A 16559-nucleotide genomic window follows, 5' to 3' on the forward strand; every position below is an offset into this window, starting at 1 on the left:
AATCAGTAGATAACTCATTGTGGATTATAAGTTATACACAACCATTTAGGATATATCTCCATAATATAATCCCTTATCTATCAATATTTACATAACTTATCCACACAATTATACTTTTTAACAAACACCTCTGTCAAATGGCTGTGAATATGTTGTTAAATCGTAAATAACCCTGTGCATAGATGAAATATTATCCACAAAATAAGCATGCGTATCTGTGAATAAGTGGATAACTTACAAGAATGAATAGTATATCAAAAATTAAACGATTTGTGGGCTTGGGAAATAATTTATAAAAAGTGTATGGAATTTGTATAATTAAAAATTCTCTAGATTTGAAATGAAAAATATTTATATGATAAGGTGAATCTTCTATATTAATAGACGTATTTATCAATACAGTTTAAAAATATCTAGTACTCATTCATATTATAATGAGATGAAAACATGCTTGAAATTGATACTTGCTTTATAAAAAAGATTTTGTTATATTGTAGTAGTTGCTTGAATTATGACTAGAAATTAATAATATTAAATCAAGACTTGAAGCAAAAAGCTTATATTAATTTATCTATTATAATATTTAGATAACCGAATACAGATGGAGGTGTTTTTGCATGGTAAAACGTACTTATCAACCAAATAAACGTAAACATAGTAAAGTTCATGGTTTCAGAAAACGCATGAGCACAAAAAACGGTCGTAAAGTTTTAGCGCGTCGTCGTCGTAAAGGCCGTAAGGTATTATCAGCATAAGATCACTGACTCATCAGTGGTCTTTTTTTTGGTTTAAAATAACGAAAATAAGTAGCAAAATTATTGTTATTATTAAAAAATACAACACATGTTAGGTATATAATAATAAATGTAATGAAAAGATAAGCGAGTGATGTTTCGTGGAGAAGGCATACCGAATTAAAAAGAACAGTGATTTCCAATTTATATATAAAAAAGGAAAATCAGTAGCAAATCGTCAATTTGTAGTCTATACGAAATCTAATAAAGAATTAGAACACTTCAGACTAGGTATTAGTGTTTCTAAAAAATTAGGTAATGCTGTTGTTAGAAATAAAATTAAGCGTGCTATTCGTGAAAGTTTCAAGGTACATAAACAAAATATATTACCAATGGAAATTATTGTGATAGCCAGGCAGCCAGCTAAAGATATGGATACACTACAAATCCAAGCAAGTTTAGAACATGTTTTAAAAATAGCTAAGGTTTTTAATAAACGAATTAAGTAGGGTAGGGGATAATTTAGACTGACGTCAGTCTAACGCCACACAACCCTAAGACTAACTTATTAGAAATTTTGAACAAGATGTTAGCTTTTTGATCCAAAACTATTTACAATATTATAATGATAAATTTTAGAATAAAGGAGGCGAGATGGATGATGGATTTAGATACGATAACGAGTATATCCACACCTATGGGTGAAGGTGCTATTGGTATTGTACGTTTGTCAGGTGTTGACGCGGTAAATATTGCAGATAAATTATATAAAGGGAAAGAACCATTAGAACATGTACCTTCTCATACAATAAATTATGGGCATATTGTTGATCCTGAGACAAATGAAGTGGTCGAAGAAGTGATGGTGTCTGTCTTACGTGCACCGAAAACATTTACTAGAGAAGATATCGTTGAAATTAATTGTCACGGTGGTATTTTAACCATCAATAGAGTGTTAGAGTTAACGATGACACACGGTGCAAGAATGGCTGATCCAGGTGAATACACAAAACGTGCGTTTTTAAATGGGCGTATTGATTTATCTCAAGCCGAAGCGGTGATGGATTTTATTCGTTCTAAAACCGATCGTGCATCTAAAGTTGCAATGAATCAAATTGAAGGTCGTTTAAGTGATATGATTAAGCGACAGCGACAATCCATTCTCGAAATCCTTGCACAAGTAGAAGTTAATATAGATTATCCAGAATATGATGATGTGGAAGATGCCACAACAGAAGTTTTATTAGAAAAATCAAATCAAATTAAGACAGAGATTAATAAGTTATTAGATACAGGCACACAAGGGAAAATAATGAGAGAAGGTTTAGCAACGGTCATAGTTGGTAAGCCGAATGTTGGTAAGTCATCCATGTTAAATAACCTGATCCAAGACAATAAGGCGATTGTTACAGAGGTGCCTGGTACGACTAGAGATACTTTAGAAGAGTACGTAAACGTTCGCGGTGTACCTTTAAGGTTAGTAGATACTGCTGGGATACGTGAAACGGAAGATATCGTTGAACGTATTGGTGTAGAACGTTCACGCAAAGCTTTAGGTGAAGCGGATTTAATCTTGTTTGTGCTAAATTATAACGAATCATTAACAGAAGAAGATCGCAAATTATATGAAGTTATTAAAAATGAAGATGCCATTGTCATAATTAACAAGATGGATTTAGACAAACAATTAGATATTTCAGAAGTAAAAGAAATGGTTGGAGATATGCCAATCATTCAAACATCAATGTTAAAACAAGAAGGTATTGATCAGTTAGAGATACAAATTAGAGATTTATTCTTTGCAGGAGATGTCCAAAATCAGGATATGACATATGTATCGAATTCAAGACATATTTCATTGTTAAAACAAGCGAGAAACTCAATTCAAGATGCTATAGATGCTGCAGAAGCTGGTGTGCCAATGGATATGGTTCAGATAGATTTAACGAGAACTTGGGAAATTTTAGGTGAAATTATCGGAGAATCCGCAAGTGAAGAATTGATAAATCAATTATTTAGTCAATTCTGTCTAGGAAAATAAAAGGGAGGAAAAAAGTATGGCTCAAGAATATGATGTAATAGTAATTGGAGCCGGACATGCTGGTATTGAAGCTGGACTTGCTTCAGCAAGACGTGGTGCCAAAACGTTAATGTTAACAATAAATTTAGATAATATTGCATTCATGCCATGTAACCCATCAGTTGGTGGCCCGGCTAAAGGAATAGTAGTTCGTGAAATAGACGCATTAGGTGGCCAAATGGCGAAAACAATCGATAAAACGCATATCCAAATGCGTATGTTAAACACTGGCAAAGGCCCGGCAGTAAGAGCACTTCGCGCACAAGCTGACAAAGTACTTTATCAACAAGAAATGAAAAAGGTAATTGAAGATGAAGCAAACCTTGATATTATGCAAGGTATGGTGGATGACTTAATTATTGAAGATGAAGTCATCAAAGGCGTACGTACGAATATCGGCACAGAATACTGGGCAGATGCGGTCATTATTACAACTGGTACATTTCTACGTGGTGAAATCATTTTAGGTAACATGAAATATTCAAGTGGTCCAAACCATCAATTACCATCTATTTCACTAGCTGACAATCTTAGAAATCTCGGATTTGAAGTAGTGAGATTCAAAACTGGTACGCCACCGCGTGTTAATGCCAAAACGATTGATTATTCTAAAACAGAAATACAACCAGGTGACGACGTTGGTAGAGCATTTAGTTTTGAAACAACGGAATATATTTTAGATCAATTACCTTGTTGGTTAACATATACCAATGGAGAAACACATCAAGTTATAGATGATAATTTACATTTATCTGCGATGTATTCAGGCATGATTAAAGGTACAGGACCTAGATATTGTCCATCAATTGAAGATAAATTTGTAAGATTCAATGATAAGCCTAGACATCAACTTTTCTTAGAACCAGAAGGTAGAAATACCAATGAAGTTTATGTCCAAGGTTTATCAACAAGCTTACCTGAACATGTTCAACGTCAGATGTTGGAAACAATTCCAGGCTTAGAAAAAGCGGATATGATGCGTGCAGGATATGCAATTGAATATGATGCACTTGTACCGACACAACTGTGGCCAACACTAGAAACTAAAAAAATTAAAAACTTATATACTGCAGGACAAATCAACGGAACTTCTGGTTATGAAGAAGCGGCAGGACAAGGTATCATGGCTGGAATTAACGCAGCGTCAAGAGTACTAGATGAGGAAGAAGTCATCTTAAGCCGTTCAGACGCCTATATTGGTGTTTTAATAGATGATCTTATAACAAAAGGTACCAATGAACCATATCGTTTATTAACATCTCGTGCAGAATATCGTTTATTATTAAGACATGACAATGCAGATTTACGATTAACAGATTTAGGTTATAAATTAGGTATGATTTCTGAAGAACGTTATGCGCGTTTCAATGAAAAACGTCAAATGATAAAAGATGAGCAAGCACGCTTAAATGAAATTAGAATAAAACCGCACGAACGTGTACAAGAAATTATTGAAGCGCAAGGCGGTTCACGCTTGAAAGACGGTATATTAGCCTTGGAGTTATTGCGTAGACCTGAAATGACGTATAACTTGATTCTAGAAATTTTAGAAGAAGAAAATCAATTACCTAGTGATGTTGAAGAGCAAGTTGAAATTCAGACAAAATATGAAGGCTATATCAATAAGTCGTTACAGCAAGTTGAAAAAGTAAAACGTATGGAAGAAAAGAAAATTCCAGAAGACTTAGATTATAGTAAAGTTGATAGTTTAGCGACTGAAGCACGCGAAAAATTAGCGGAAGTTAAACCGTTAAATATTGCGCAAGCATCTCGGATTTCAGGTGTAAATCCTGCAGATATTTCGATCTTATTAGTGTTCCTAGAACAAGGTAAAATACAAAGGGTGGAAAATTAAGATGAGTGTAAAATGGTTAACTGAGCAACTCAGCACACAAGATATCGAACTTACAGAAAAACAACAACATCAATTTCAAACGTATTTTCAAATGCTCGTTGAATGGAATGAAAAAATGAATTTAACAAGTATTACTGAAGAACATGAAGTGTATTTGAAACATTTTTATGATTCAATTGCACTAAGTTTTTATACGGATTTGACACAAGAGCTAACAATTTGTGATATTGGTGCTGGTGCTGGTTTTCCAAGTATTCCATTAAAAATTATTTATCCTAATTTAAAAATTACAATTGTAGATTCATTAAATAAACGCATCCATTTTTTAAATCAATTAGCAGAAGCATTAGATTTAGAAAATGTGAATTTTGTACATGATCGCGCAGAAATTTACGGAAAGGGAGACTACAGGGCGTCTTATGATATTGTAACTGCACGTGCAGTTGCTAGACTTTCCGTATTAAGCGAATTGTGTTTACCGTTAGTTAAAAAGGGTGGACAATTCATTGCTTTAAAATCAGCTAAAGGCGAAGAAGAATTGGAAGAAGCGCGTTTTGGTATAGGAATCCTCGGTGGTAAACTTCAGGATGTCATTTCATATGAATTACCAGAAGATGCTGGTGAAAGGCAAATGATAAAGATTGATAAGAGAAGTGAGACACCAAAGAAATATCCAAGAAAACCAGGAATGCCCAATAAGTCTCCATTACTTGAAAAAGAAAAGTGATTTAATACAACTAATTTAGAGGGAGCGCATAAAATATGAAGAAACCTTTTTCTAAATTATTTGGTTTGAAAAATAAAGATGACATTGTTGGTTATATAGAAGAGGATCATAATAGTGTTGAATCTATTCATACTGAACGTATTGTGCCAAATCGTTATCAACCAAGACAAGTATTTGAGCCAAATAAGATTAAAGAACTCGCAGAATCAATAGATGAGCATGGATTGTTACAACCGATTGTAGTACGTCCTATAGAAGAGGATATGTTTGAAATTATTGCTGGAGAGCGTAGATTTAGAGCCTTACAATCGTTGAATAAGACATACGCAGATGTCATTATCAGAGATTTAGGTGATGAAGAAACTGCAGTGGTTGCTTTAATAGAAAATATCCAACGTGAAAATTTATCTGTTGTAGAAGAGGCAGAAGCCTATAAAAAACTTTTAGAACTAGGTGATACTACACAAAGTGAATTAGCTAAAAGTGTAGGTAAAAGTCAAAGTTTTATAGCAAATAAATTGAGATTATTAAAATTAGCGCCAAAAGTGATAGAACGTTTACGTGAAGGCAAAGTTACAGAACGTCATGCACGTGCGATGCTAAGTTTATCAGATGAAGATCAAGAAACATTAGTGGAAACGATTATAAGCCAAAAGTTAAACGTGAAACAAACTGAAGCTAGAGTAAAACAAAAAGTCGGCCCTGAAAAAGTGAAAGCGCAAAGTTTTGCATTTGAAAAAGACTTAACAGATGCACGTGAAGCGGTAGGCAAAAGTTTAGAAGAAATTGAAAAAAGTGGCATCAAGTTTGAACATCAAGCTAAAGACCATGATGATTATTATGAAATAAAAATTAAGCTTTATAAAAAATAACAGTTGAGTTTAATTGAACATATCGCTTATTCAAAAAGTACAACTTCGTTTTAATTTAAATGAGGTTGTACTTTTTTTATTTATTATAAGTGTTAATGAGTCAGATATCATTTAAATGTAAAGATTATTTTAAAAGTATATTTTATTTTATATTCCCCAAAAATTAAAAATAAATAAATAAAAAACATTTACAGGATTGTCGAATAATAAAATATGTGATTAAATTAAGAAAACGCTTACATATTATTAAAGGGGGATGTTAAAATGGTAACGTTTATTGTATCTATTATTTTATTAGTTATAGGTTATTTCACTTATGGGAAGTATATCGACAAAATGTTTGGCACGAAACAAGATAGACCAACACCAGCATATAATCAACGTGATAATGTCGATTATTTACCTATGAAGACATCATCAAATTCACTCATTCAACTATTGAACATTGCAGGTGTAGGACCGATTTTCGGACCGATTATGGGGGCATTATATGGACCTGTAGCATTTATATGGATTGTTGTGGGATGTATTTTTGCAGGTGCAGTACATGATTATCTGACTGGAATGATTTCAATTAGAAATAAAGGGGCACATTTACCGGAGCTTGCTGGTAAATTTTTAGGTCAGGTCATGAAACACTTTGTAAATATCTTTTCAATCTTATTATTATTGCTAACTGGAACAGTTTTTGTAACAAGCCCGGCATTGTTACTACATAATTTATTAGATGGTCGAATCACATTAGGCATCATTATCTTTGTCATTTTTGTTTATTATATTTTGTCTACAATTTTACCTATAGACAAAATCATTGGACGCATTTATCCAATTTTCGGTGCATTGCTATTAATTAGTGCAGTAGGTATAGGTTTCCGTCTTATTCAAACAGGTGCACCGATACCTGAAATTAATTTGAAAAATATGCATCCAGATGGCGCTCCTATATTTCCACTACTATTTTTTACAATTACTTGTGGTGCTTTATCTGGTTTTCATGCTACACAAACGCCTATTATTTCGAGAACGACAAACAAAGAGAAAAATGGTCGTTTCATATTCTATGGAATGATGATTGCAGAGGGTATTATAGCAATGATTTGGGCAGCTGCAGGCATGAGTTTATTTAATGGATATAGTGGATTAAGTGATGTTTTAGCACGTGGGGAAGCGGCTCTTGTTGTAAGTGAAGCATCACATCTATTATTGGGTTCTGTGTTTGGTACGATTGCAGTACTGGGTGTTATTGTCTTACCAATTACAAGTGGTGATACATCTTTCCGTAGTGCACGTATGATTATAGCTGATTATTTAAATTATGGTCAGCGCAGTATGTTAAAACGAGTGATTGTAGCTGCACCATTATTTGTCGTAAGCTTTGGTTTGACTCAGGTAGACTTTACCATTTTATGGCGCTATTTTTCTTGGGCAAACCAAACTACAGCTGTTGTCGCTTTATGGGTAGGTGCAATGTACTTACTTATCGCGAAAAAGAATTTTTGGGTGGCAGCAATTCCAGCAGTCTTTATGACTTGGAATATTTTCACTTATATTTTAAGTCAGAAGATAGGTTTAGGTCTGGATCTTAATTTAAGTTATGGCCTCGCATTTGTATTTACAATTTTATGGATTGGCTACTTTACTTATCAATATAAAAAAATTACTGCAGGTGCTTCATTTGAATTAGATCATCCTATACCATATCAACAACAACAAACTGCGACATAAATATAAAATTATGATGGGATACTGATTTCTTAGCGCTATGATACAGGTTAATTAAATAATAATAATGATAGGAGTAAGATACGTGATTAAAAACATGATTTAGTTGCGGTCTTACTCTTATTTCTTGTAAGTCTAAGGGAGGTCTAAAAAAGACGCTATAGCTATATGACAAAAACTTTTTGCATAATTAAATGTGCGCATGTCAATACAATTTGGTAGTCTAAAATAGAATCACACTATAGTCTCAAGTTAAAGGAGCTTGGCAAATGAACATAGGTAATCAAATTAAATTTTTTAGACAGCGTGACCATTTATCACAAGAAGAATTAGCTGCAAAATTGTATGTTTCACGACAAACAATTTCAAATTGGGAAAATGATAAAAGTTATCCAGATATACATAATTTGTTAATGCTTAGTTCTTTGTTTCAAGTTTCTTTAGATAATTTAGTTAAAGGAGACATAGAGATTATGGAACAAAAGTTAAAACAGAGCAAATTTAATTTATGGAGTCATTTAATGATTTGGCCTATGTTATTATCCGCAATTTTAGCAGGTCCAACACTCTACTATTGGACGACATTATGGATTTCAGCTGAACTTATACTCTTAATAACTATGATTATTGCATCATTTAAAGTAGAAGCCTTAAAAAAATCGTATAGAATACAAACGTATGACAGGATAGTTGCTTTTATGCATGGGAAAGACCCTAATGATGTTTATAGTAGTAAATTGCGTAATACTGTAACTTTTATGTACAGTTTTATAGTTTGTGTCGGATTATTTATTATAATTGTGCTATTAAGCATGCATTTTTTTGATGTATTGTAATAGTTACTTTTCATAACACCTTGTAGTTAAAGATTTATCATAACTATGAGGTGTTTGATTTATGAAATCTTTGATTATTGCGATCGTATACCCCACGCATTAGTAAATATTATTTCTTACAATAATAATATTCAAATCTTAATAATAGTATTGCTTTACTAACTGGGAAATATTAATATTAAGTAAATAATTTGTAAATAAAATGTTAAGAAAAAATAATTGCTAATTTAGGGGTGATTGTATGTTTCGTTTTTTAAAGCCAGCAAAACATGTGGATCCTTTACCATCTGAAAAGGTAGATGATACATATAAAAAGTTACGGTTACAGGTTTTTTTAGGTATTTTTATCGGTTATGCGGGTTACTATTTGCTGAGAAAAAACTTTTCATTAGCGATGCCTTCATTAATTGAAGATGGTTTCAGTAAAGGAGAGCTTGGTATTGCGCTATCAGCCATTTCAATCGCTTATGGATTTAGTAAATTTGTAATGGGAACCGTAAGTGATCGCAGTAATGCGCGTGTATTTTTAACTTTAGGTTTGATGCTTACGGCAATTGTTAATTTACTATTAGGATTTGTACCATTTTTTACTTCTAGTATAACAATCATGTTTATTATGTTATTTCTAAATGGATGGTTTCAAGGTATGGGATGGCCGCCATCAGGACGTGTACTTGTGCACTGGTTTAGTGTTAGTGAACGTGGTAGTAAAACGTCTATTTGGAACGTGGCTCATAATGTTGGTGGAGGACTAATGGCACCGATCGCAACTTGGGGAATATCTATGACTGCTCTTTATAATTTTGGTTATTTAAGAGGATTTGAAGGCGTATTTATATATCCAGGATTACTGGCAATTGTTATCGCAATTATTGCATATTGTTTAATTAGAGATACACCTCAGTCACAAGGTTTACCTCCTATTGAACGCTTTAACAAAGATTACTCAACGACGTCACATGAAACACTTGAAACAGAGTTAACAACAAAAGAGATATTGTTTAAATATGTATTAAATAACAAATGGGTATGGGCCATTGCTTTTGCTAATATTTTTGTCTATTTTGTACGTTATGGTGTGTTAGATTGGGCACCTACTTATTTAAGTGAAGAAAAGCAATTTAATTTAAGTGAATCAGGTTGGGCTTATTTCCTTTACGAATGGGCAGGCATTCCAGGTACACTACTTTGTGGTTATATTTCCGATAAAGTATTTAAAGGGCGCCGTGGTCCTGCAGGTTTCTTCTTTATGCTTGGCGTTACAATCTTTGTATTAATTTATTGGTTAAACCCACCAGGTCATGCATGGTTGGACAATTTATCATTAATTGCAATTGGATTTTTAATCTATGGGCCAGTGATGTTGATTGGTTTACAAGCATTAGATTATGTACCTAAAAAAGCAGCCGGAACAGCTGCAGGTCTAACGGGTTTATTTGGTTACTTATTTGGTGCTGTGATGGCAAATATTGTTTTAGGTTTTGTCGTACAACATTTTGGATGGGATTTTGGTTTTGTCTTATTAACAGTTATTAGTATTTTAGCGATGTTAAGCTTTATTTTAACTTGGAATAAACGAGGCCAAGAACAATTACATTAATAAAACAAGCATTATAAGGCGTGACTATGAGATCAATGAAATGATTTTGATTTCATAGTCATGTCTATTTTTTATAAACGACATCTATTTTTGAAATCATTATTGTGAGTGTTATTTGTGTATGTAATCAACAAGCTATAAGTATTTTGAAACGCTGAATATGAAATATTTCATTAATAATGGTTATTTAATGAATAATTTATATAAAATTGTGGTAATTAAATAATAAGTAAGTACACTAAAAAATTTTTATGGTATGGGTACATCATTGATTTAATGCAAAAAGTTGCTCAATACTTCAGTTGTTTCACTAGTAAAATACGCATTAAGGCACCAAAAATATATTTAAACGAGCAAAACTACATGAGACTGTTTTGCAATAGTTTAATTAAGAAAGGTGATTTATTATGTATAAAAATATTTTACTACCATACTCTTTTGAAAATGATTTCGATAACATTCCTGAGAACTTAGCGAAATTAGTTGGAGAAGATTCCACTGTAGTTGTTCATAATGTCATGACTGAAAATGATTTATTAGCGAGTGTACGTTATGAAAATAAACATAAAGAAGATATCATTAAAGAAAAGGAAGAAGAACTTACTCCATTTCTTGAAAAATTAAAAGAGCAAGGTATTAATTATAAAGTAGCCATCGAATTTGGGCCTGTAAAAGATACCATACTTGAGAGAATTAGTTTTGGAGATATGGATGTAGGCGATTTTGATTTAGTTGTAATGAGTAACCATCGAGTAAGTATAGATATCAAACATGTACTTGGAGATGTAACACATAAAGTTGCTAAAAGAAGTCCTATACCAGTACTTATAGTGAAATAATATTGAAGTCAAAGTATTGAAATGCTTTTATTGTAGCGATGAGCGTTATGTTTCCGCGTAAAAACATCATATTTTAGACTAGAATGTAATGGTTAAAATTACTTTCTAGTCTTTTATTTTTTAGATTAAAACATGGACAAGTTTATTTTAAAGTTAATGAATTCAACTTTAATAAATATATTTATAGAAATATTGAATTTTTATGTTTAGTTTTGTAATCCTTTTATGACGGCTTTAGCCAAACGATATATATATGAAAACAAATGTTAGTGCTGTTGTTTTCATATATAAAGTCTGTTATTCTGCCTAATGTTCAATTATAAGGGAGGTTACTAATTTTGGAAAATAAACAACATAATGCTAGTGGGAAGAAACTGTCTTCTGTTTTTACTTATAGTATTATTATTACCGCAATAGTTGTATTGTTAGGTGCAATATTTCCAAATCAGTTTAATTCAATAGGGACAAATATTACTGGTTAGATTACTGAATACTTTGGTTGGTATTATATGGTTATTGTAGCTCTAATGATATTCTTCTGTGTCTTCTTGATATTTAGCCCAATCGGAAAATTGAAATTGGGTAAACCTGAAGATAAACCAGAATTTAACACAATTTCATGGTTTGCGATGCTATTTAGTGCTGGTATGGGAATTGGTTTAGTATTTTGGGGAGCAGCTGAACCAATCAGTCACTTTGTATCACCACCATCTGGAGAACCACAATCAGCACATGCTTATAAAGAAGCTTTAAGAGGTGCATTTATGCAATGGGGCTTCCACGCATGGGCAGTGTATGGTGTTGTTGCGTTAGCGTTAGCTTACTTCCAATTTAGAAAAAATGAACCTGCATTAATTTCAAAAACATTACGTCCAATTTTCGGAAATAAAGTAGACGGTCCGCTTGGTACAGTTATTGACGTAGTGTCTATTTTCGCTACTATCGGTGGTGTAGCGGTATCTTTAGGTCTAGGCGCTATGCAAATTGCAGGTGGTCTAAACTACCTATTTGATATCCCGAATAATATTGTGACTCAAGGTATTATTATTGTAATTGTTACAATCTTATTCTTAGCTAGTGCATGGTCAGGATTAAGCCGTGGTATCCAATATTTAAGTAATGCTAATATTGGTTTAGCAGGCATAATCTTATTATTTATTTTTATTGTAGGACCAACCGTTTTAATCTTAAACATGTTAACAAGTTCAACAGGTGAATATTTGAATACGTTATTATTTAACATGTTTGATACTGCACCATTAGATCCACAAAAAAATGAATGGATGAAATCATGGACTTTCTTCCAATTAGCTTGGTGGATTAGTTGGAGTCCATTTGTTGGTATATTTATTGCACGTGTATCTAAAGGACGTTCAATTAGAGAGTTCGTATCTGGAGTTATGTTAGCACCGGTACTTGTAAGTTTAGTTTGGTTTGCAGCATTCGGTGTTCTAGGTATCGAAACTGCAAAAGACAATCCAAAAATATTTGATATGCCACCAGAAACTGCATTATTTGGTGTGTTTAATGAAGTACCATTAGGCTTTGCACTGTCCATTGTGACATTGCTCTTAATAGCAACGTTCTTTATTACGTCAGCCGATTCAGCGACATTCGTATTAGGAATGCAAACAACATTTGGTTCATTAAACCCATCAGCAATGATTAAAGTGGTTTGGGGTGTTGCACAAGCATTGATCGCATTTATCTTATTATTCTCAGGTGGAGATAATGGATTAAATGCCCTTCAAAACATGGCAATCATGACCGCCTTACCATTCTCTATCATCATTCTTTGTATGATGGTCAGTTTCTATAAAGATGCCAATAAAGAGCGTAAGTTCTTAGGTTTAACACTATCACCAAACAAACATAGATTAGAAGAATATACGAGAATTGCAGAAAATAGAGGCGCCAACAAATCAGAATAATTATTAAATATAAGAAATATCTGAGACACAAACCTCAATCTCAAAATAAAGGACTAATTCGTTTTCAAACGGATTAGTCCTTTTTATATGAAAATATTACGATTTTGATCGTGCATGCTTGCCTGGGGATATGGCTCGAGCCTGTAGTCTCTCGCTCATATCATTTCCCCGGGCGTCTGCACGATGCAAAATCTCTATAAAAGATGTGTTTTAATACAATAGAAAAAAGCTTCGTATTATTACACATGATGGATGAGTTCATTTTATATAAAAACTTACGGTTTTGATCATGCATGCTTGCCTGGGGATATGGCTCGAGCCTGTAGTCTCTCACTCATGTCATTTCCACAAGTAACAGTACAATGCAAAATTGCTACAATGAAATATAGTCACGCAATGAGTACCGATGTTCTATAGCAACAAAACAAACGTCAATGCCTATCATTGTAATAGAAATTGACGTTTATGTTTGAATCAGGGATAGTAATCTCCCTATTTCTTTTTTATAGTTAAAATTATAATAAATAAAGAACTGCGTATTTAGTTGTAAAGTAGCATAAGTTTTTACAAATACTTCAAAACTTAGCGCTTTCTTATTTTATCTTTTTGATGTGAATCAAACATTATGAAAAGATTTGAGTATGCTGTCACTTTTACAAAAATTGATGAACTTATCTAACGTGACAGGTAGTTATAATGTTTTCTTTCCTGTATGACACCCATTTTTAGAGCCACAAGAGTTACATTTACCAGTTTTAGCTTTCTTGAAAAAGTTGAATAATGTAAAAACAACATAACTAATAATAGCTAAAAAGATAACTACATTGATAATAATCGTCATTAAATCACATCCTTAATAAAATAATAATCCGATTTGATAAAAGACAAACGAAAGTAAATATGCAGTGATTAATGGATATGCTACAGCCAGTACAGTCCATTTAAGAGAATATGTTTCTTTGCGAATGGTTGCGACTGTAGATAAACATGGTATATATAACAAGATGAAAATCATAAACGAATATGCCGATAATGGTGTGAAATGACTTTGTATAATGTTTACAAGACCAGCTTCGTCTGATGCATAGATAATTGCCATCGAGCTAACGATAACTTCTTTTGCTAAGAATCCAGGTATTAATGTAGCACCCGCTTGCCATGAACCAAAACCTAATGGTGCAACTAATACAGCAAAGAAACTTCCAATTGAGTGTAAAAAGCTATCATTAACGTCTACATTGAAACCGCCAGGACCTGTATAATTCAATAACCAAATAATTACCGAACCAGCAAAGATAAATGTTCCTGCTTTTTTAACAAAACCTTTAGCCTTTTCCCATGTACTTCTCCATAGTGTTTTGACTGATGGTAATCGATAAGTAGGCAATTCGACGATAAATACAGAGTCATCATTTTTTAATACCGTTTTCGTTAATAGTACACTTGTTAATAAAGCCACAACAATACCAAGTACATATAAGCTTAGGACGATGAGTGCCTGATGAGATTCAAAAAACACACCTACAAACAATGCGTAAACGGGTAATCTCGCAGAGCAAGACATAAATGGTGCAATCAAAATCGTTGTAAGTCTTTCCTTCTCACTTTCAATACTACGTGCTGCCATAATACTTGGCACGTTACATCCAAATCCTATAATCATTGGTATAAAAGATTTACCACTAAGACCAAAGTATTCCATAATTCGATCCATTAATATGGCAATACGAGACATATAACCAGAGTCTTCTAAAAGAGAAATAAAGAAGAAAAGCACCAGTATTTGTGGCACAAATACAAGTACTGCACCTACACCAGCAATAATACCGTCATTGATTAAATCTTGTAAAAATGGAACGAGACCTAATTTATCCATCAAGTTTGATACCGTATCCGTAAAGGTGCCACCTAAAAATTCATCTAATGCGTCGGATATAGGTGTACCGATCCAAGTGAAAGTAACGTGGAAAATCAACCACATAATGATTAAAAAGATTGGGATGCCTAAATATTTATTTGTTAAAATGCGATCTATCTGATGCGTGAAATATTGTCGTTCCTCATCAGGATATTCAACTGTATCTTTTAAAATATTGTCTATATATGTATTGCGTGTTGCTTGTATCTCATCACGTATAGAATTATCTAATTCTTCTGATAAATTTTGACGTAATAATGTTATTTCTTTCAAAACAGTATCATCTAGGAATTCATAAATTTTTGGGTTCTCTAATAAAAATTGTATTGATATAAAGCGTCTTAAATGTTTATCAATAGAGGTGCTTGATGTTAAATGTGCTTCAATTTGTGATATCGTATCTTCAATGTTCTTACCATAATTTAATTTCAATGGTCTGTTTTTTGATAAGCCATTGTCTTTCAAAGATTCTAATAATTGATGCGTCCCCTTGCCATTTCTTGCTATGATAGGTAGTAATGGCAATTTTAATTTTTTCATAAGTGCTTGTTGGTTGATACGAATACCACGTTTTGTAGCAACATCAACCATATTTAATCCAATAATTAAAGGTGCACCTAATTCCATGAGTTGAACGGTTAGTTGTAAGTTACGTTTTAATTGGCTTGCATCTACAATATTAATCATTCCAGAAAATGAATTATTCAATAAATAATCCGTCACAACCATTTCGTCTTTAGAAATAGGTGACAATTCATAAATGCCTGGTAAATCAACTAGGTCTCCAACATGTTGTTTGAGGCGCCCTACTTTTTTCTCTACAGTTACGCCACTCCAGTTTCCTACATATTCGTATGTGCCAGTCAATGCATTAAATAAAGATGTTTTACCGACGTTAGGGTTTCCTAAAATACAATAACTATTAGTCATTGGCTTCCTCTAATTCAATCTGACATGCATCACAACCACGAATACTTAAACATTGACCATTCACTTCTAATATACAAGGACCCTTGAACAGGCACTTTTGCTTAATTTTTAATTTAGTACCATTCACTAAACCAAGTGCATTTAATCGATGGCGCATGTGTTGATTTTTAATGTTCATTTCTTTGATTTTGTAATTCTTTTTTAAGTCTCCACTTTTTATGCTTAACATAAAACTCACTCTTTCTTATAATGAGATAATAATAATCATTATCAATTATACAATTTTATCAAAAATAATAGAAGTAAATTTAATATAATTTTGTGAATGTTTTGTTAAGCATTATTGTACGTAACATATATTGGGTTAATTTTTTGCTTTTGAAAAATAAATGACCAATAAATGAGCAAAGAAATTGATATAAATACAATGTAATATTACACTTAGGTTAAACAATAATTTCCTGAATATGAGATGACATGACCTTAGTCCAAAAGATGGTTTGATGATTGACTGT

General features: G+C 32.7%; 13 protein-coding genes and 1 pseudogene. 11 read left to right on the forward strand and 3 right to left on the reverse strand.

Translation table 11 applies throughout. The features are described from left to right. Positions 1–617 precede the first annotated feature (617 nt). The 11 genes and pseudogenes from rpmH (at position 618) to KA824_RS01080 (ending at position 13196) form a co-directional block, all read left to right on the forward strand. On the forward strand, positions 618–755 hold the full coding sequence (rpmH, locus tag KA824_RS01030; protein ID WP_000240855.1) for a 50S ribosomal protein L34: 138 nt from the start codon (positions 618–620) through the stop codon (positions 753–755). Between the two features lie 140 nt (positions 756–895). Then, positions 896–1243, forward strand: coding sequence for a ribonuclease P protein component (rnpA, locus tag KA824_RS01035; protein ID WP_107386350.1), 348 nt, complete (start codon positions 896–898; stop codon positions 1241–1243). Positions 1244–1395: 152 nt separating this feature from the next. After that, complete coding sequence (gene mnmE, locus KA824_RS01040; RefSeq protein ID WP_181187421.1) at positions 1396–2775, forward strand: tRNA uridine-5-carboxymethylaminomethyl(34) synthesis GTPase MnmE; 1380 nt, start codon at positions 1396–1398, stop codon at positions 2773–2775. Between the two features lie 16 nt (positions 2776–2791). Continuing rightward, a complete protein-coding gene (gene mnmG, locus KA824_RS01045) occupies positions 2792–4669 on the forward strand; it encodes a tRNA uridine-5-carboxymethylaminomethyl(34) synthesis enzyme MnmG (protein WP_107384809.1) in 1878 nt (625 codons plus the stop codon). 1 nt (position 4670) lies between these two features. Further along, positions 4671–5396: a 16S rRNA (guanine(527)-N(7))-methyltransferase RsmG gene (rsmG, locus tag KA824_RS01050; protein WP_107384810.1), complete on the forward strand. Its 726-nt coding sequence runs from the start codon at positions 4671–4673 to the stop codon at positions 5394–5396. 35 nt (positions 5397–5431) lie between these two features. Then, the gene (locus tag KA824_RS01055; RefSeq protein WP_040030046.1) at positions 5432–6268 is read left to right on the forward strand and encodes a ParB/RepB/Spo0J family partition protein; all 837 of its coding nucleotides are present in this window, start codon (positions 5432–5434) and stop codon (positions 6266–6268) included. A 264-nt stretch (positions 6269–6532) separates the two neighbouring features. Further along, positions 6533–7993, forward strand: coding sequence for a carbon starvation CstA family protein (locus KA824_RS01060; RefSeq protein WP_107505404.1), 1461 nt, complete (start codon positions 6533–6535; stop codon positions 7991–7993). A gap of 266 nt (positions 7994–8259) precedes the next feature. Next, the gene (locus KA824_RS01065; RefSeq protein ID WP_107385339.1) at positions 8260–8826 is read left to right on the forward strand and encodes a helix-turn-helix transcriptional regulator; all 567 of its coding nucleotides are present in this window, start codon (positions 8260–8262) and stop codon (positions 8824–8826) included. 241 nt (positions 8827–9067) lie between these two features. Further along, on the forward strand, positions 9068–10426 hold the full coding sequence (glpT, locus tag KA824_RS01070; RefSeq protein WP_107386058.1) for a glycerol-3-phosphate transporter: 1359 nt from the start codon (positions 9068–9070) through the stop codon (positions 10424–10426). 407 nt (positions 10427–10833) lie between these two features. Next, on the forward strand, positions 10834–11265 hold the full coding sequence (locus tag KA824_RS01075; protein WP_107385344.1) for a universal stress protein: 432 nt from the start codon (positions 10834–10836) through the stop codon (positions 11263–11265). 338 nt (positions 11266–11603) lie between these two features. Beyond that, a pseudogene (locus KA824_RS01080) lies at positions 11604–13196 on the forward strand (BCCT family transporter). Positions 13197–13887: 691 nt separating this feature from the next. Here the strand turns inward: KA824_RS01080 and KA824_RS01085 are convergent. From KA824_RS01085 to KA824_RS01095, 3 genes are read right to left on the reverse strand one after another with little or no spacing between them, the layout of a single operon-like run. Next, on the reverse strand, positions 13888–14037 hold the full coding sequence (locus KA824_RS01085; RefSeq protein WP_107384178.1) for a FeoB-associated Cys-rich membrane protein: 150 nt from the start codon (positions 14035–14037) through the stop codon (positions 13888–13890). 12 nt (positions 14038–14049) lie between these two features. After that, entirely contained in the window at positions 14050–16044 is a 1995-nt protein-coding gene (gene feoB / locus KA824_RS01090; protein WP_107384177.1) for a ferrous iron transport protein B, read from the reverse strand. Continuing rightward, positions 16037–16273 (reverse strand): FeoA family protein, encoded by a 237-nt coding sequence (locus KA824_RS01095; protein ID WP_040030384.1) that lies wholly within the window; start codon positions 16271–16273, stop codon positions 16037–16039. Before KA824_RS01095 ends, feoB begins: the two co-directional genes overlap by 8 nt. Positions 16274–16559 lie beyond the last annotated feature (286 nt).

Source organism: Staphylococcus sp. GDY8P198P, assembly GCF_017891615.1.
Lineage (GTDB): Bacteria > Bacillota > Bacilli > Staphylococcales > Staphylococcaceae > Staphylococcus > Staphylococcus cohnii.

What these genes read in the sequence shown, in the direction of transcription:
- rpmH (WP_000240855.1), top strand. Translation starts at nt 618, where the DNA reads ATGGTAAAACGTACTTATCAACCAAATAAACGTAAACATAGTAAAGTT.
- mnmE (WP_181187421.1), top strand. Translation starts at nt 1,396, where the DNA reads ATGGATTTAGATACGATAACGAGTATATCCACACCTATGGGTGAAGGT.
- mnmG (WP_107384809.1), top strand. Translation starts at nt 2,792, where the DNA reads ATGGCTCAAGAATATGATGTAATAGTAATTGGAGCCGGACATGCTGGT.
- rsmG (WP_107384810.1), top strand. Translation starts at nt 4,671, where the DNA reads ATGAGTGTAAAATGGTTAACTGAGCAACTCAGCACACAAGATATCGAA.
- KA824_RS01055 (WP_040030046.1), top strand. Translation starts at nt 5,432, where the DNA reads ATGAAGAAACCTTTTTCTAAATTATTTGGTTTGAAAAATAAAGATGAC.
- KA824_RS01060 (WP_107505404.1), top strand. Translation starts at nt 6,533, where the DNA reads ATGGTAACGTTTATTGTATCTATTATTTTATTAGTTATAGGTTATTTC.
- KA824_RS01065 (WP_107385339.1), top strand. Translation starts at nt 8,260, where the DNA reads ATGAACATAGGTAATCAAATTAAATTTTTTAGACAGCGTGACCATTTA.
- glpT (WP_107386058.1), top strand. Translation starts at nt 9,068, where the DNA reads ATGTTTCGTTTTTTAAAGCCAGCAAAACATGTGGATCCTTTACCATCT.
- KA824_RS01075 (WP_107385344.1), top strand. Translation starts at nt 10,834, where the DNA reads ATGTATAAAAATATTTTACTACCATACTCTTTTGAAAATGATTTCGAT.
- KA824_RS01085 (WP_107384178.1), bottom strand. Translation starts at nt 14,037, where the DNA reads ATGACGATTATTATCAATGTAGTTATCTTTTTAGCTATTATTAGTTAT.
- feoB (WP_107384177.1), bottom strand. Translation starts at nt 16,044, where the DNA reads ATGACTAATAGTTATTGTATTTTAGGAAACCCTAACGTCGGTAAAACA.
- KA824_RS01095 (WP_040030384.1), bottom strand. Translation starts at nt 16,273, where the DNA reads ATGTTAAGCATAAAAAGTGGAGACTTAAAAAAGAATTACAAAATCAAA.